Below are 17,045 nucleotides of genomic sequence, written 5' to 3' on the forward strand. Positions count from 1 at the left end.
CGCCCTCAGCCGGTGCCGGGCTGGACGAGTCTGAACAGCAGGCGGGCGGCGACGCGGCGGACGGACCGGCGCGGATCGGCCGAGGAGGGCGCCGGGGCGGGCGCCCGGCCCAGGCGCGGGAAGAGCGCCTCGGCGTTGGCGCGGTTGACGGCGGTCAGCGTGGCGGCGTCGAGCTCGGTGTCGAGGCCGCTCGCGAAGTACTGGGCGGCGATCGCGGGGGCGAAGGGCCAGTCGCTGCCGAAGAGGACGTGCCCGGGGCGGGCGAAGGCGAGCAGGCTCGGCAGGGCGGCCGGGCTGGAGGACAGGGCGGTGTCGTAGTAGAAGGACCGGAAGTCGTCCAGGACGTCCAGCGGGCTGCCCCCGGTCTCGCCGGCGATCGCGACGGCCATGCGGTGGGAGGCGTACGGCACGAAGCCGCCCGCGTGGCTGAGGACGAACCGGATGTCCGGGTAGCGGCGGGGGACGCCGTTGCGTACGAGGAGACAGGCAGCCCGGGTGGTGTCGAGGAGGAAGTCCGCCGCAAAGGGCGGGATGTTCTCGACGGGCGGCGCCGGGAGTTCGGCCGGGTGGACGAAGACGACGGCGCGGCGGTCGTTCAGCGTCCGCCACAGCGGATCCTGGCCGTCCGCGCCGAGATAGGTGCCGTGCGTGTTGGCGAGGAGGGTGACGCCGTCGGCGCCCAGGGTGTCCAGGGCCCGTGCCGCCTCGGCCGCGGAGGCCGCGGTGTCGGGCATGGGCAGGGTCGCGAAGTACCCGAAGCGGCCCGGGTGTTCGGCGGCCAGGGACGCGGAGAAGTCGTTGAGCCGCCGGGCCAGGGCGGCGGCCTCGGCCGGGTCGGTGAGGAAGCCGGTGCCCGGGGTGGAGACGGACAGGATCGCGGTGGCCGTGCCGAGCAGGTCCATCAGCTCCAGCGCGCCCTGCGGGCTCCAGTCGGGCAGCGCGCGGCCTCCGGCCTCGGCGATGCCCGCCTTGGCGAGCAGATCGCGGTAGAAGGGCGGGACCAGGTGCTGGTGGACGTCGACCCGGCGGGGTGCGGTGGTCATGAGGAGCTCTCCTGGCGTCGTGAGATCGCCGCGTCGTGGACGAGGCGGGCGTGCAGTTCGAAGAGGGCGACCAGGTCGACGCTGTCGCCGGTGATCTCGCGGTGGACGAACAGCCCGTCGGCGCCCGCGACGGCGTAGGTGGTGAGGGTCCGGACGGCCTCCTCGTCCAGCCCCGGGAACAGCGTCGTGACCACTTCGGCGATCTTCTTCCGGGAGATCTCGCGGACCTGGAGGAAGACGGTGCGGCCGCGGGGTTCGGTGGGCCGTCGTTCCAGGGCGAGCATCAGGCCGAGGCGCAGGAAGTCGGGTGCGTCGATGAGTGAGCGGGCGATGTTGGCGGCCATGAGCGTGACCCGTTCCAGGGGGGTGCCGGCGTCCTCGCCGGGCAGTTCGACGGCTGCCAGCCAGGTCTCGAAGCTGCGCTCGATGACGGCGGCGATCAGGTCGTCCTTGTCCTTGAAGTGCCAGTAGATGGAGCTGGCGGGCAGTCCGCACTTGGCGCTGACGGCCGCGATGGAGGTGCCGTCGTAGCCGCGCTCACCGGCGATCTCCACGGCCGCGTCCAGGATGCGCTGCCGCGACTCCACCCCGTTCGCGCGCTTCCTGCGCGGCGCCTGCGCCCTGGTCATACCGATGTCCCTCCTGCTCTTGACGGCCCTCGACGAGATCCTTACCGTAGCGCTCATTCCAATTGGAGTAAACGCTACAGCAAGAGCCGTGCGACACCCAGGGACGACAGTGAGGTGGCCTGATGAGCGAGATCAGTGCCGGGAAAAGGGCCGACGACGACACCTACGACGTGGCCGTGATCGGCTACGGGCCGACCGGTGTGACCGCAGCGAACCTGCTGGGCGCGACGGGCCTCAGGGTGGTCGTGCTGGAGCGCGACGCCGACGTTTTCGCACGGGCCCGGGCCATCTCGACCGACGAGGAGGTCGTACGGATCTGGCAGCGCGCAGGTCTGGCCGAGCGGCTCAAGCAGGACATGCTGGCCGAGCGCCCGCTGGACTTCGTCGACGCCCGCGGCCGTGCCTTCATCAGCGCCTGCCCCACCCCGCGCGGGCACGGCCATCCGCCGCAGATGTTCATCTACCAGCCGGCCCTGGAACAGGTCCTGCGCGAGGGCGTCGCCCGCTACCCGAACGTGGAGGTGCTGCTGCGCCACGAGTGCCTTCGGCTGCGCCAGGACACCGAGGGCGTGGAGCTGACGGTGCTGGCGGCCCCGGACGACTCCGTACGGCGCCTGCGCGCGAAGTACGTCATCGCCGCCGACGGCGGCTCCAGCCTCACCCGCGCGCAGCTCAACGTGGGCTACGAAGGACGGACGTACGAGGACCGCTGGGTCGTCATCGACACCGAGATGCTCAGGCCCTGGCCCGACCACGACCGGCTGCGCTTCCGCTGCGACCCGGCCCGCCCAGCGGTCGACTGCCCGACCCCGCTCGGCCACCACCGCTGGGAGTTCCCGATCCTGCCGGACGACGACGAGGCGTATCTGACCACCGACGAAGCGATCCTGCGGATGGTGTCCCGGTACGGCATCGGCCGCGACCAGATCAAGATCCTGCGCGCCACCGTCTACAGCCACCACGTCCGCTTCGCCGCCCGCTTCCGGGTGGACCGCGTCTTCCTGGCGGGGGACGCCGCCCACGCGATGCCGCCGTGGATCGGCCAGGGCATGGCGGCCGGGGTGCGCGACGCGGCCAACCTGTGCTGGAAGCTGGCCGCCGTGCTCCGCGGCGAGCTGCCCGGATCGGTGCTCGACAGCTACGAGGCCGAACGCAAACCGCACGTCAAGGAGGTCACCAAACGGGCCGTGTTCGTCGGGCGGATCATCACCGAACGGCGGCGCGCGGTCACCCGGTTCCGTGACTCCGTGGTGCCGGTCCTGACCCGGGTCAAGGGCGTTGCCGACTGGCTCCAGGACTCCAACTGGATCCCCGTCGCCCGCTACGCCGACGGCCTCCAGGCCCGCCCCCGCACCAAGGCCTCCGGCCACCAGATCCCCCAGCCCCGGGTCACCGCACCCGACGGCGAACGCCTGCCGCTGGACGACGTACTCGGCACCCGCTGGCTGCTGCTGCACGCCCGCACCGCCACGGCCCAGCCCGCCTGGGACGTCCCCTCGCTCACCGTCACCCCGGCCGGAACCCGCCCCGCCGAGGGCACCCTCGTCGACAGCGACAACGTCCTGCTGCCCTGGCTCGACCGGCACCACGCGGCCACCCTCGCCCTGCGCCCCGACGGCTACGTCTACGCCGCCGCACCCCAGGGTGCCCAACTCCCCCCGCCGCCCGCCGGATTCGTTCCCGCCCCTGTGAGGACCCGATGAGCACCAACACCGCACTCCCGTCGATGCAGGAGTCACTGCTCGACATCGACGGCAGGACGATCTTCGTCGCGCAGACCGGCGACGGCCCGCCCGTCCTGCTCCTGCACGGCGGCGGCCCCGGCGCCTCCGGCGTCTCCAACTACACCCGGAACATCGGGGCCTTGGCCAAGGAGTACCGGGTCATCGTGCCCGACCTGCCCGGCTACGGCCGCAGCACCAAGGGCGTCGACGGCACCGACCCCTTCGGCCACCTCGCCACCGGCATCCGCGGGCTGATGGACCGACTCGGCGTGGAGCGGGCCCACTTGGTCGGCAACTCCTACGGCGGCGCCTGCGCCCTGCGCCTCGCCCTGGACACCCCGGACCGCGTCGACCGCATGGTCCTGATGGGCCCCGGCGGCATCGGCACCACCCGCGCCCTGCCCACGCCCGGCCTCACCAGCCTGCTCAACTACTACAGGGGGGACGGCCCTTCGCGGCCCAAGCTGGAGAAGTTCATCCGCCAGTACCTGGTCTTCAACGCCGCCGACGTACCGGACAGCGTCATCGACACACGCTACCGGGCCAGCATCGACCCGGAAGTCGTCGCGGCCCCGCCGCTCAGGCGCCCGAAGTCGCTGCGCACCGTGTGGAAGATGGACTTCACCCGCGACCCGCGCCTGTCCCGGCTGCCCGTGCCCACGCTGGTGCTGTGGGGCGCCGCCGACAAGGTCAACCGGCCCTCCGGCGGCCGCATGCTGGCCGAGCGCATGCCCAACTGCGACCTGTACGAGGCCGCCAACACCGGGCACTGGGTCCAGTTCGAACGCGCCGACCTGTTCAACCGCCTGTGCGCCGACTTCCTGACGGGCCGCCGATGAACAGCGACCTCTTCGGCTCGGTCCACCTCGGCCACATCGTCATCGAGACCAACCGCTTCGCCGACTGGCGCCGCTTCGGCACCGACGCCATCGGCATGCACCACGACGCCCTCTCCCGCGACCTGATGCGCTTTCGCCTCGACGACCAGGAGTGCCGCTTCCTGCTGCGGCGCGGCCCCGCCGAGGACGTCGTCGCCACCGGCTGGCACATCGACGACCACGCCTCCTTCGAACAGATCGAGGCCCGCCTCCGCGCCCACGGCGTCCCCGCGGTCCAAGGCACCGCCGAGGAAGCGGAGTTGCGCGGCGTGGAACGCCTGCTGCGTTTCCCCGGCCCCAAGGGCATCACGCAGGAGATCTACACCAACCCCGTGACCTCGGCGAAGCCCCTGCGCATGCTCGCCTCCGGCTGGGTCACAGGCGACTCCGGCCTGGGACACATCGCGCTCACCTCCACCCGGCCGGCGCGGATCCGCGGCTACTTCGACACCGTCTTCGACGCCCGCCTGACCGACTTCATCGACGAGACCATCAGCGGCGTCAAGCTCAAGATCCGCTTCCTGCGCGTCAACGAACGCCACCACTCCCTAGCGATCGCCGCCACCCGGGGCCTGCCGCTCGACCCCGTCCGCACCCGCGTCCAGCACCTCAACATCCAGGCCGCCACCCTCGACGACGTGGCCCGCAGCTACCAGCGCGTGCACGAACTCGGCTTCCGGATGGCCCTGACCGTCGGGCAGCACACCAACGACAAGGAACTCTCCTACTACGCCCGCACCCCCTCCGGCTTCGAGTGGGAGGTCGGCTGGAACCCGATCGTCATCGACGAGAGCACCTGGGAACCGAGCACCCACCAGGGCATCAGCATCTGGGGCCACCTGCCGGTCGGCCGGACCATCGTCGACAAGCTCGACCAGTTCCGCCAAGGCGCCCGCTCCCTGGCCCGCCCGGAGGACACGGTCCCCGCCCTGAGCGGCAGCACTACCCGGAGGTAACCCGCATGCCCCACGCATCCGCCGTGGCCGACGTCCTGGACGAGGCCACCCGCACCGGCATCCCCTGCCCACCGGTGCGCTCCCTCCTGCCCGAGGGGGACATCGAGGCCGCCTACGCCGTACAGCGCCTGTACGTCGAGCGAGGCCTCGCCGCCGGCCGGCGCCCGGTGGGCCGAAAGATCGGCCTGACCTCACCCGCCGTGCAACGCCAACTCGGCGTCGGACAGCCCGACTTCGGGGCCCTGTTCGCCGACATGGCGGTGCCGGAGGGGGAGCGGATCGCCCCCGGCCGGCTGCTGCAGCCGAAGATCGAGGCCGAGGTCGCCCTGGTGCTCGGCGCCGATCTGCCGCACCGGGACCCGACCGTCGCCGACCTGCTTCGGGCCACCGCGTTCGCCCTGCCCGCGCTGGAGATCGTCGACAGCCGCATCGTCGGCTGGGACATCTCCATCGTCGACACCGTCGCCGACAACGCCTCCTGCGGCCTGTTCGTCCTCGGCGGCACCCCCGTACCGCTCGACCGGGTCGACCTGCGCGCCGTAGGGATGACCCTCACCAGGAACGGCGAGACCGTCTCGCGGGGCACCGGCGCCGACTGCCTGGGCAGCCCGCTCACCGCCGCCCTCTGGCTCGCCTCCGCCCTCGCCGGACTCGGCGACCCGCTGCGGGCCGGCGACATCGTGCTGACCGGAGCGCTCGGCCCGATGGCGGTCGCCGCCGAGGGCGACACGTTCACCGCGCACATCGAAGGACTGGGCACGGTCACCACCGTGTTCGGCACGGAAGGAGCCACGGCATGACCACCAAGGTCGCCGTCATCGGGTCGGGCAACATCGGCACCGACCTGATGATCAAAATCCTGCGGCTGTCGGACTCCCTGGAGATTGCCGCCATGGCCGGCATCGACCCCGGCTCGGACGGCCTCGCCCGCGCCCGCCGACTGAAGGTGGCGACGACCCACGAGGGCGTGGACGGCCTGGTGGGGCTGGACGAATTCGCGGACGTGTCCCTCGTCTTCGACGCCACCTCCGCCGGCGCCCATCGCCACCACGACGAGGTCCTGCGCGCTCTTGGCCGCACGGTCGTCGACCTCACCCCGGCCGCGCTCGGCCCCTACGTTGTCCCGCCCGTCAACGGCGACGCCCACCTGGGCGCGCCGAACGTCAACATGGTCACCTGCGGCGGCCAGGCCACCATCCCGATCGTCGCCGCCGTCAACGCCGTGACCCCCGTGCACTACGGCGAGATCGTCGCCTCCATCTCCTCGCGCTCGGCGGGCCCCGGAACCCGGGCCAACATCGACGAGTTCACCGAGACCACCTCCGCCGCCGTCGAGAAGGTCGGCGGCGCCGCCCGCGGCAAGGCGATCATCGTCCTCAACCCCGCCGAACCCCCGCTGCTCATGCGGGACACCGTGCACTGCCTGGTCGGCGACTGCGACGAGGCCGCGGTGACCACCTCGGTGGAGGAGATGGCCGCCCGCGTCCAGGCCTACGTGCCCGGCTACCGCCTCAAGCAGAAGGTGCAGTTCACCCGCGTGGAACCCGACGACCCGCTGCTCAGGGCCGGGGGCACCGTGAAGGTCTCCGTCTTCCTCGAAGTGGAGGGCGCCGCCCACTACTTGCCCGCCTACGCGGGCAACCTCGACATCATGACCTCGGCCGCACTGCGCACCGCGGAACGCATGGCCGCGCACGCCACGGAGGCCATCGCATGACCACGGTGTACGTCCAGGACGTGACCCTCAGGGACGGCATGCACGCCGTCCGCCACCGCTACACCGTCGACCAGGCCCGCACCATCGCCGCCGCCCTCGACACCGCCGGCGTCGCCGCGATCGAGATCGCCCACGGCGACGGCCTGGCCGGCTCCAGCATCACCTACGGCGTCGGCGCGCACACCGACTGGGAGTGGATCGAGGCGGTGGTGGACGTCGTACAGCGGGCGGTCCCGACCACCCTCCTGCTGCCCGGCATCGGCACCGTCCACGACCTCAGACAGGCACACGCCCTCGGCATCCGCTCGGTACGCGTCGCCACGCACTGCACCGAGGCCGACATCTCCGCCCAGCACATCGCGGCGGCACGGGAGTTGGGCATGGACGTGTCCGGCTTCCTGATGATGTCCCACCTGGCCGAACCCGCCGAACTCGCCCGCCAGGCACGCCTGATGGAGTCCTACGGCGCCCAGTGCGTGTACGTCACCGACTCCGGCGGCCGCCTCACCATGGACGGCATCCGCGACCGAGTCCGCGCCTACCGGGACGTCCTGGACCCGGCGACCCGGCTGGGCATCCACGCCCACCACAACCTGGGCCTCGGCGTCGCCAATTCGGTCGTCGCCGTCGAACACGGCGTCACCCGCGTCGACGCCTCCCTGGCCGGCCAGGGCGCGGGCGCCGGCAACTGCCCGCTAGAAGCCTTCGTCGCGGTCGCCGACCTCATGGGCTGGCGGCACGGCTGCGACCTGTTCCCCCTGATGGACACAGCGGACGACGTCGTACGGCCACTGCAGGACCGCGAGGTGCGCGTGGACCGCGAGACCCTCACCCTCGGCTACGCGGGCGTGTACTCCAGCTTCCTCCGGCATGCCGAGACCGCGGCGCTCCGGTACGGGGTCGATGCCCGGGCGATCCTCGTCGAGGTGGGGCGGCGGGGGCTGGTCGGGGGGCAGGAGGACATGATCGCGGACATCGCGCTGGACCTCGTGGGATCCCGGGGGCGGTGAGTCGTCCGGCTCCGGCTCGACGGGGGGCCGTTGGAGCCGGTTCCAGGCCTCGTTCGCCAGGAGGTGCAGGACGTTGACGGTGACGATGGCCGGGGCGACGATGGCCACCGTGCGCGGAAAGGCCGGCTTGAGGGACAGGGCCAGGACGACGGCCGTCACGCCGTTCTGCTGGCCGATCGCCAGGGAGACTCGGTCGAAGTGGTCCAGGTTCCGGGCGATGATCCAGCCCACGATCATCTGCGCGACGAAGGCGGCCACGCCCAGCGCGATGCCGGGTCCTGGCTCCACGCCGTCGACGAGCAGCATGCCCAGGCCCAGCAGCGCCGCGTAGTAGGCGGCGCGCAGCATCCAGTCGAGAGCCGCGAGCAGCACGCGCGGGCGGTAGAACAGACCGACGACCGCCACACCGAGCATCCACCCGTACGCGGTCGCCGCGGCGAGGATGCCGCCGAGCAGCACGAGGGAGGCGCCGGTCCGCCACCAGGAGTCCGCCCGGCCGTCCCGCCGCGGCCGCAGCACGAACCAGGCGAGCGCGGCCACCACGACCAGGCCCGCGTTCCCCACCGTGGTCAGGGCGTACGAGCCTGCCGACACGGGCAGTTCGGAGGAGTCGGCGCCGCTGTCCAGGGCGCTCAGCGCCACCGGCGCCAGATAGGCGGTGAGCAGGACGGTGACCGGATCGTCGAAGGAGGCCCAGACGGACAGCACCGTCTTGCCCCGCTCGGACATCCGGGACCGCGCCCGCAGCGCCGCCACCGAGAGCGGATCGATCTGGGCGACCGTGATCGCCAGCAGGACGTACGCCGGTTCGTCGACGGCGAGCCACAGCACCGGAACGATCAGCGCCGCCTTGGCGAGCACCCCGACGGTGACCGCGAGGAGCAGCGTGCGCAGATCGTGGCGCGCCTCGTCGAGATCGATGCCCGAGGTCGATCCGAACAGGCCGACGGCGAGCAGCGCAGCGATGATCAGCGGATAGGCCGCGGTGTCGGTGAGGGCGTCGAGCCCCGTGACGGCGGACAGGCCCCAGCCGACGCCGAGCACCGCGAGCATGACCCATAAGTGACGCGCGGCTTTCAGCGTGCTGGCCATGGCTCGCTCCGATCCGGCCGACTCCCAACGGCGATGAGCATCCCAGCTGTGGGCGCGCGCCGGGACCGAATGCGCGCGGTTCGCACTTGCGGCATACCCGCGTGAGCGTTTGGTCACCCACGGCGACACAGTTCAGAGGATTTCGTCCGGTTCCTCGCCTGTCGTGGCCGACACGCTGTGCACGAGCCGGTTCATCTGCCGGTCGGCCAGTGCCACTTGGCTCTGGTCCAGGGTGACGCCCAGCAGGAAGTGGCCCTCGTCCCGGTCGACGTAGAACAGGGCACCCTCCTGCACGTCCAGTACGACGCGCTTGAGCTGCCCCGGCATCACCGCGCGCAGGGACTGGTTCAGCCGCGCCACCACATAGTGCAGACGTTCGCCCAGTTCCGCGTAGCGGGTGCGGCGCTCGTCGCGGGTGAGGCCGCCGAAGAACCGGGACAGGTCGGGATGGTTGAAGGAGTCCGCGCTCAGGTGGCCGCTGCCCGGCGCGAAGTAGCCGGCGTAGTGCAGTCCCTGCGCGGACACCGCATCGCGGCAGTGGGTGAGCACGGGGGGATCCGACTCTCCCCACACTCCCTCCCTGACCATGTGCGGCTTCTTGGAGGGGACCCACGGCTCCGTCACCGGAAGGGACGACTCGGTCAGGAAGCCGCCCGGGTTCGGATTGGGGACGCCGATCCGCTCGTTGAACGCGCCCAGGAGGCCGGCCATCGCCCGGTCGCCCGCCTCCACGGCGTCCGCGCCGAGGGAGACACCGGTGAGGTAGTCGTCCGCGCGGAAGTAGTAGTGAAAGACCGCGCCGTCGCCGAACTGGAGCACACTGCGGATGAGCCGGCCGCTGTCCACCGAGCGCAGCACATGGTCCATGCAGCCCAGGATGTAGTGGAGCTGGCGGCCCAGACGGGTGAACATCTCCCGCCGGCCCTCGTTCTCCGTGCCGCCGAACCCGCTGCCCGCGTCCGCGGGCAGCCGGTCCAGGATGTCCGCCGAGTAGTTGAAGACCCCCCAGCGGTACTCGGCGACATGGTGGAGCCCGCTCTCGCTCAGCGCATCGGCGCACAGCCCGATGTACGCGTCGGCGTCGTCGGTCACATGAGCCGCGCGGCGGACCTCCGGCGGCGCCGCGGAAGGCCGTCGTTCCCTGTCATCACTCATCTCGCCCCCATGAGCCGTCGTTCAGAACGTCCGGCCACAGTGCCAGCAACCGCTCGCACAAGGCCTCAAGCAGTGGACTTGCCGTGCGCTCCGGCAGCCGCCCCTGGGCGACGGTGTCGGCGGCGCTCCGGTCGTACGGCAGCCGCATCAGCGCGGGACCGGCCCCGGCGGGGTCGGCCGTCGTGGGCTGCGCGCCGTTCGGGCTGTTGTACACCCAGCCGAGCACCTTGCCGCCGAGGCCGTGTTCCGTCAGCCAGGACACGAGCCGGGCGGTCTCCCCGCCGCCCTCCGGCTCCGACTGGCCGACCACGATGATGTGTTCGAGCCGGCGGCACACCTCCAGCGTGACCGGCGTGCGGTCGGCGCCGCAGTCGACGATCAGACAGCCCTGAATCTCCACGAGCCTGGCGAGGGCGGCACCGACGACCCCCGGGAGGGCCCCGTTGACCAGCGGGAGCTCGCCCGGCCTGCCGTCCGGCCCGAGCGGGAAGAGCGCCATGTCCCGGCGCCGCGGATCACCGGTGTACACATGGCGCATGTACGGGAGCACGGAGCGGTGGGCCAGGCCGATGCGGTCCCGGGCGAATCCCAGCAGACCGTCCACGTCGGTGGTGGACACCGTTTTCCAGAACTGGGTCAGGTCGGTCAGCCCGCCGCCCCCGGTGTCCGCGTCCATCAGGATCACGGACTGCCCGACGCGGCCCACCACGTCGTCAATGAGCAGACCGGCCGCCGCCGTGAGCAGCGTCGCTCCGCTGCCGCGGGTGGTGGAGAGCACCGCCACCTCGTGCGGGACGCCGATGGACTTCGTCCGCGGATGCGACATCGGATCCTCCTTGCGCCGTGCGGTTCCCTCAGATGGAGGGGATGTCCAGTTCGATGCCGATACGGCTGTCCGGGCGCGCCCGGCCGGACGTGCCCTCCCGCAGGCCCAGATGCCCGGCCACGATCAGCGTGAGGGGATGCTCGGGGCCGAACTTCTCCAGCAGGCCTCGGTGCGTGTCCTCGTCGAGCTCCCGCGCCGCCCCTGAATCTCCCGCGAAGACCAGCATGTTGGCGTGACACACGGCCGCCGTCAGGATCAGCGGATGATGCGGGTCGACGGGCAGGATCTCGCGCAGGCCGCGCAGGCCCCGCTCGCTGTACTCGGCTGCGGTCTCGTCATCGGCGTCGCGCAGGCACAGGGCCAGGTTCACCTCGCAGATACGGGCGAAGAGATGGTCCTCGCGCCACTCGCGGTACGCGGTGAGGTTCCGCTGGGCCATCGCCGTCGCGTCGCCGGTCTGGTGCCGGAGTCGCAGGTCGGCGGCGTGCCCCACGCGCGCCTGCAACGCCTCGTGGTGCCCGGCACCGCCGTATGCCTCGAAGCCCTCCGCCGCCCGCAGGTCGTTCATCCGGGCGGACTCCGCCTTGCCTTCCCGCTCGCCCGGGGTGAGCCCGGGAGCGAGCACGGCGATGTGCCGCAGCGTCGAGCCCAGCGCCCGGGCCGTGCGCAGGGTCGTCAGATCGGCCGGGCCGAGGTCGCCGAGTATCCTGATCTGCCGCCTGACCTCCTGCAGACGGCTCAACGACGCCTCGAACAGGCCGACTTCACGCAGCCGGTTGCCCACGTTCACCGAGGAGCGCAGGGTCAGCGGATGCTGCTCGCCGTGTATCCGCAGTCGGCGTTCGTGGCTGTCCTTGTGCTGCTCCAGGGAGTCCTGGGAGAGCCCCACCATGGCCAGGGACAACCCCAGGTTGCTGCCCGCCATGAGCGTGAAGTGGTTGTCCGGGCCGTACTTGGCGCGCAGCACCTCCCGGGTCGCCTGTTCCTCGGCGAGCGCCTCCTGGGGATGCCCCAGGGCGCGCAGCTGGGCCCCCCGCGACAGCGCGCTGCGCAGGGTGAAGTGGCCGTCCAGCCCTTGTTCCAGGCGCAGTTGGTCCAGCGTCGCCCGGTTGATGCGGTCGGCCTCCGGGAACCGTCCGGCGTCGGTGTGGATGTTGGCCAGCTCGATCCGCAGGCGCAGCAGGAGGAGTCTCCGGGGGTCTCCGACGACGTCGGTGGCGGCCGCCCGGGCGGCCCACGCCGGCTCCAGTCGCAGTGCCAGGCCGAGGGCGGCCTCCAGACGCTGGTTGCGCCGCCGGTAGCGGACCTGGTTGACCAGCCAGCGGCCCACTTCCAGGTCGTCGTCCTGCTCCGCTCCCGAGGGTTCGACGTGGCCGTCCAGCTCCGCGTACCGCGGGACCATGTCCTGGTCGTCGACGCGGTCGTCCGGGGGCGCGTACGCGGCCAGGACGCGACGGACACCCGACGCGAGCTCCGCCGTCTGCCGGGGCGTCAGGTCCCGGCGCTGCGCGGCGAGGTTCATCCTGGCCGCAGTCAGCCGCCTGCCGTTGTCGCAGACGCGTGCCTGGGACCGGCTGACGAGCCCGCCGGCCGCGTAGCCGAGCTGCCGCCTGCCCTCCTCGCCCTCGGGCAGCCCCAGGAACTCCAGGGCGGCCGGCGACTCCAGCAGATCCCAGCCCGTTCCCTCTGGGGACAGCACCGACATCATCTTCAGCAGGTCCAGAGAGGCCGGACGCTCCTTGCCCAGGTCCTCGACGACACAGCTCCACACCGCCAGCGCGTCCTCCTGGCCGACGGTCTGCCGGCTCGTGATCGACTGGACGAGCTCGGCCACCACCTCCTCGGGCGGGCGTTCGGTGCTGACCAGGTACGCGGCCAGCTGGTCCAGCAACTGCGGCAGCGGCTCCACCAACTCCACCAGGCGCTCGGCCAGTTCGGGTGACAGTTTGGTGGCCTTGCGGCGCAGGTACTGGACGGCCTCGGCGGTGGACGGCGGCTCGATGTCGATACGGCGGTCCAGTGTGCCCCAGTCCCGATGCTCCGACGTGATCAGCGTGTGCACCAGAGGGGCGGTGACGAGCAGGCTCTCGATCACCCCGGGGTCGCGGACGTCGTCGTAGACGAGGAGCAACCGTTCGTCGAACTCACCCCGCTGTCCCTCCAGCAGCTCGCGCAGGGCCTCGACGGCCTGGGGCGAGGACCGCTGGGCGGCGCCGAGCCGTTCGCTGAGCACCACGAGCTCCCGCTCGACGTGCTCGGCGCTGTCGGCCGGCATCCACCACACGACGTCGTAGTCCGCCCCGAACCGGCGCACATATTCCAGGGCCAGGGTCCGCTTGCCCACGCCCGCCGGTCCGTACAGCACGACCGGATGGGCCGCCTGGCCGGGCGGCAGGGCGTTGCGCAGGCGCCGCAGATATGCCTCGCGGCCCAGGAAGTCCCCTTGGCGCTGTCGCATGCCGTGCCGTTCCCGGGGGTGCCGGCCGGGGAAGCGAGGGCCCTTGTCGTTCCGGTCCGCCCAGGTGTCGGGCCGCCGCTCGGCAGGGACGAAGTGGGTCAGCAGAGCGTTGCGCGCCGACAGCTCGTCCAGGGTGTACAACTTGGGGCCCGGCCGGTCGCGGAGCGCCTCGTGCGCCACGACGTTCTCCAGCCAGGCCACGTCCACCCGCGCACTCATGGCCAGCGTGCCCGATTTCGGCATCTTCCCCACCAGCTCGGTCAGCCGCGGGGAGTTGAGCATCGCGGAGGACATCAGCACCAGGAAGGTGGTCGCCGCGTCGCCGTCGGCCGCAGCGCCGCCGTCCGGGGCGAACTCACAGGGCACCGCGTTCGCGTTCAGCTCCGCGCGGATCCAGTCCGCATACGCCTGGTCCTGCGGCTCGAACAGCAGCTGCACCAGCGGGCCTTGCCCGGGCGACTCGGTGAACGCCCCGACATAGTGGGCCCGGACGGAGTCCGGGACGGGCGCGAAGCGCAGCCCGGGGTCGCCGCTGATCTCCTGGGCGAGCCGTTCGTACGCCTGCTTCTGCAGCGAGGGCTCGTAGTTCTGCAGCGCGAAGGGGATGAGGACTTCCTCGTAGGCGAGGTTCGGCAGGTGTGCCACCTCGACCTCGCGCCAGTACTGCTCCGTGCTGGTGTGCAGGATGGGGCCGATGGCGCCCTCGAACCGGGCGCGGGCCAAGGCCCGGCGGCGTTCGACGCGCTCCTGGTACGAGGTGTCCACCCGCATGGGGACCGGCAGTACCCTGATCCGCTCGCCGGACTGCCGCCGTACGTCGTTGGCGACGGCGGCGGAGCCCTCGATGGACTGGTTGCTGAGGTTGAAGCCGACGACGACCACATCGGGCAGGATCAGCGTGCACAGGCTCGCGTTGTCCGAGTGGCCGGTGCGGCTGTCGATGAGGACGTAGTCGTAGTCGCTGGAGCGCAGGCTCTCCCGGAGCGTCTCCGCGAAGCGCCGACCGCCCTGTTCCCTGTAGAAACGGTTCCACTCGAAGGTCGCGACACGCTCGCTGTAGAGGCTGTCCTGCAGTCCCGGTCCGAGGAAGTCGATACGGCCCTCGGGCCGCGCGAACCGGTACGCGAGCGAGTCTGTGTGATTGCCCGCCTGCGTGTGCCGCTCCAGCAGCTCCGCCAGCCGCGCCCCTGCCTCGGCCCCGGGCAACTCCTGGGCGGCCAGCGCCTCCACGGCCCTGCCGTAGTCCAGGACCATCTCCACCACGCCGGTCGACTCACGCAGTTCGGGGTCGCGCAGGAACGGGCGTAGGAAGCGGCCCAGACCGGGCGACTCCAGGTCCCAGTCGACTACGAGGACCCGGTGCCCCGCATCGGCCAGCAGCCAGGCGACGTTGGCCAGCGCCATGGTCCGCCCGACTCCACCTTTGTACGAGTAGAAGGTGACGACAGTCGCGTGGTTCCGAGCAAATGCGGAACCGGATGGCGCGGCGCTGCTCATCGATGTCGCTCCAACGTCGGTGCGTCAGCTGTGAGGCCCTCGGAGGATCGGCCGCTCGCCGCTGTCCGACGTGGCGAACCATGATCTGTGGGGGGCTGCCTCCCACGGCCGCTCGGGGCGGTGGGACGGTGGTGCGGCGTGCGTAGGCTGCAACGGTACCCGGGCGGACACGAAGTGCCTATCTCCGAAGCAATCGGCTGAGAGCGGAATTCGCGGCATTTCCGAAACGCCCGGGGAAGCTGAGTAATAGAGGTCCTGAGGGGTCATCACGGGAGGCGAGTGGCGGGCGCCGGTGAGGATCCGTTCGACGACCGCCCGCAGCACTCTCAGATAGCCGCCGCGCGCATGCGCGGCCCCCACCAGCCCGGCGAGACCGGCCCTCGTGTAGTCGTCGACCTGCACGGTCACGGTGTCCGGATCCCGGCGCGACGGCAGCCCCTTGGTAGTCCACAGCACCGGTACCAGAGCGGTCGAGCGCTCCCCGGTCTGGTGCTGCTCCCACAGCAGCCGCCGGCGGAACACCGCGAGGTCGCGGAGCGTGCGCGGCTCCTTGTAGTAGCGGTCGGTCAGCAGGGCGAGGAGCGTGCGGCAGCGCATGACCGGCGCCCAGTCCCCCTCCTGCGCCCCCCAGCAGTCGCGGGAGGGATCCGGAAGCAGGCCCGTGTAGCGCGGGTCGGAACCCAGCCGCCGGTGTATCTCGGCCTGGAGGTCGGTGTGGAAGGCCCGCACCCAGGGGTCCGACGGGCCGGGCAGGGCGTGGCTGATGTAGTAGTACGGAGCGCCGGGACTGCGGTGCGCGGTCATGCGCTCAACCCCCTTCGGTCAAGACGCGCGCGCAACGAGCTGACACCATGCGCCAGTTGCTCCCGCACGTGGTCGATCAGGAATCTCAGGTCCTCGCAGTAGCACGAGGGATTGTCGAAGCCGTTGTCCGGGTGGTGGCGATGGGCGCGCAAACCACCTCCGCAGACATCGACGACCGGGCAGGACCGGCACTGCCGGCACAGTCCGGGCGGCCCGGCGCGCTCCGCGGCGAACCCCGGATCGGCGGCGGCGCGGTCGAAGTCATGGGCGCCGATGTGCAGGGGGGAGCGGGCGGCCTGCGTGCTCACCGTCTTCAATACGTCGTTGTAGTCGATCCGCCCGGACGGCTGGATCACCACCACGTCCGCCCCGTAGGGACCCCACATCTCGCTCGTGCTGGTGCCGCCCAGATGCAGGTCGAGCAGGGAGTCGAAGAGCCTGACCGAGGTCTCGCGGCGGGCGGCGCCGAACCAGCGGTCGAACACCGCCGCGAGCCAGCGGCCGTACGGCGCGGCACCGGCGCCCGCGGGCCGGTACGGCGGGAACTGCCAGGTGGCGAGCGGCAGCAGCAGGCCGATGGCGGGTGGTTCGTGCGCGAGCAGTGCCTCGTACGTCGCCACCGGGTCCGCCTCGATGTCCACCACGCACAACAGCCCTCGGTACAGCGGCCGGTAGCGCGGGCCGCGCAGCAGCGACAGCGCGCGCGTCACCTCGGCGTATGTGCCGCGGCCGCGCCGGTCGGGCCGGCGCCGGTCGTGGGACTCCGCGGTGCCGTCGACACTGACGCCGACCGTGATGCCGTAGCGGCGGAACACCTCCAGGAAGGCGTGGTCGAGCAGGGAGGCGTTGGTCTGGATGTGCAGGTTGACCTGGGTGGCCAGGCCGTGGGTGGCGGCGCGCAGGCCGCCGGCGAACTGCTCCAGGGCGAGGGTCCCGGCCAGCAGGGGCTCACCGCCGTGCAAGGTCACCTGCGCCCGTTCCGGGCGGTGGCGGCGCAGATGTTCGGTGATTCTGACGGACAGCCGGCGCATCACCGCGGGGCTCATCACGAGCGGCTCGGCCCGCCAGCCGCGGTCGCGGTGCTCGTAGACGTAGCAGTCGGGGCAGCCGAAGTTGCAGCGGCTGTGGAGCTTGACGACGAACTGGGTGAACATCGCCGCCGGTTCGGCGGGCGGCGAGGTGGCTCGGGGCGCGGTCTCACACCGCACTTTCCCACCTCGGCCGTTCGGGGCCGGAGCTCTGTCCGGCATTGCGCA

At 71.6% G+C, this 17,045-nt stretch carries 13 protein-coding genes; 6 read left to right on the forward strand and 7 right to left on the reverse strand.

The window, feature by feature from the left end; translation table 11 throughout:
- Positions 1-5: 5 nt before the first annotated feature.
- On the reverse strand, positions 6-1,043 hold the full coding sequence (locus tag AB0Q90_RS29890; RefSeq protein WP_363158562.1) for an amidohydrolase family protein: 1,038 nt from the start codon (positions 1,041-1,043) through the stop codon (positions 6-8).
- Positions 1,040-1,672, reverse strand: coding sequence for a TetR/AcrR family transcriptional regulator (locus AB0Q90_RS29895; RefSeq protein ID WP_363158561.1), 633 nt, complete (start codon positions 1,670-1,672; stop codon positions 1,040-1,042). Before AB0Q90_RS29895 ends, AB0Q90_RS29890 begins: the two co-directional genes overlap by 4 nt.
- 122 nt (positions 1,673-1,794) lie before the next feature.
- Here AB0Q90_RS29895 and AB0Q90_RS29900 point away from each other — a divergent pair, with 122 nt between their 5' ends.
- From AB0Q90_RS29900 to dmpG, 6 genes are read left to right on the forward strand one after another with little or no spacing between them, the layout of a single operon-like run.
- Positions 1,795-3,375 (forward strand): bifunctional 3-(3-hydroxy-phenyl)propionate/3-hydroxycinnamic acid hydroxylase, encoded by a 1,581-nt coding sequence (locus tag AB0Q90_RS29900; protein WP_363158560.1) that lies wholly within the window; start codon positions 1,795-1,797, stop codon positions 3,373-3,375.
- Positions 3,372-4,235, forward strand: coding sequence for an alpha/beta fold hydrolase (locus AB0Q90_RS29905; protein WP_363158559.1), 864 nt, complete (start codon positions 3,372-3,374; stop codon positions 4,233-4,235). Before AB0Q90_RS29900 ends, AB0Q90_RS29905 begins: the two co-directional genes overlap by 4 nt.
- Positions 4,232-5,230, forward strand: coding sequence for a VOC family protein (locus tag AB0Q90_RS29910; protein WP_363158558.1), 999 nt, complete (start codon positions 4,232-4,234; stop codon positions 5,228-5,230). The genes AB0Q90_RS29905 and AB0Q90_RS29910 overlap by 4 nt, the downstream gene beginning before the upstream one ends.
- Positions 5,231-5,235: 5 nt before the next feature.
- Complete coding sequence (locus AB0Q90_RS29915) at positions 5,236-6,030, forward strand: fumarylacetoacetate hydrolase family protein (protein ID WP_363158557.1); 795 nt, start codon at positions 5,236-5,238, stop codon at positions 6,028-6,030.
- A complete protein-coding gene (locus AB0Q90_RS29920) occupies positions 6,027-6,947 on the forward strand; it encodes an acetaldehyde dehydrogenase (acetylating) (RefSeq protein WP_363158556.1) in 921 nt (306 codons plus the stop codon). The genes AB0Q90_RS29915 and AB0Q90_RS29920 overlap by 4 nt, the downstream gene beginning before the upstream one ends.
- A complete protein-coding gene (gene dmpG / locus AB0Q90_RS29925) occupies positions 6,944-7,957 on the forward strand; it encodes a 4-hydroxy-2-oxovalerate aldolase (RefSeq protein ID WP_363158555.1) in 1,014 nt (337 codons plus the stop codon). Before AB0Q90_RS29920 ends, dmpG begins: the two co-directional genes overlap by 4 nt.
- A gap of 1,224 nt (positions 7,958-9,181) precedes the next feature.
- On the opposite strand, the gene AB0Q90_RS29930 is transcribed toward dmpG, so the two are convergent.
- The 5 genes from AB0Q90_RS29930 to AB0Q90_RS29950 are packed head-to-tail and all read right to left on the reverse strand — an operon-like array spanning position 9,182 to position 16,997.
- Positions 9,182-10,204 carry a hypothetical protein gene (locus AB0Q90_RS29930; RefSeq protein WP_363158554.1) on the reverse strand — a complete coding sequence of 341 codons (1,023 nt, stop codon included), beginning with the start codon at positions 10,202-10,204 and terminating at the stop codon, positions 9,182-9,184.
- Positions 10,197-11,030, reverse strand: coding sequence for a hypothetical protein (locus AB0Q90_RS29935; protein WP_363158553.1), 834 nt, complete (start codon positions 11,028-11,030; stop codon positions 10,197-10,199). Before AB0Q90_RS29935 ends, AB0Q90_RS29930 begins: the two co-directional genes overlap by 8 nt.
- Positions 11,031-11,058: 28 nt before the next feature.
- Entirely contained in the window at positions 11,059-14,985 is a 3,927-nt protein-coding gene (gene fxsT / locus AB0Q90_RS29940) for an FxSxx-COOH system tetratricopeptide repeat protein (RefSeq protein WP_363158551.1), read from the reverse strand.
- A 24-nt stretch (positions 14,986-15,009) separates the two neighbouring features.
- Positions 15,010-15,789: a hypothetical protein gene (locus AB0Q90_RS29945; protein ID WP_363158549.1), complete on the reverse strand. Its 780-nt coding sequence runs from the start codon at positions 15,787-15,789 to the stop codon at positions 15,010-15,012.
- Positions 15,786-16,997 carry an FxsB family cyclophane-forming radical SAM/SPASM peptide maturase gene (locus AB0Q90_RS29950; protein ID WP_363158548.1) on the reverse strand — a complete coding sequence of 404 codons (1,212 nt, stop codon included), beginning with the start codon at positions 16,995-16,997 and terminating at the stop codon, positions 15,786-15,788. Before AB0Q90_RS29950 ends, AB0Q90_RS29945 begins: the two co-directional genes overlap by 4 nt.
- Between the last annotated feature and the right edge of the window lie 48 nt (positions 16,998-17,045).

Source organism: Streptomyces sp. NPDC079141, assembly GCF_040686775.1.
In the GTDB taxonomy this organism is placed as follows: domain Bacteria; phylum Actinomycetota; class Actinomycetes; order Streptomycetales; family Streptomycetaceae; genus Streptomyces.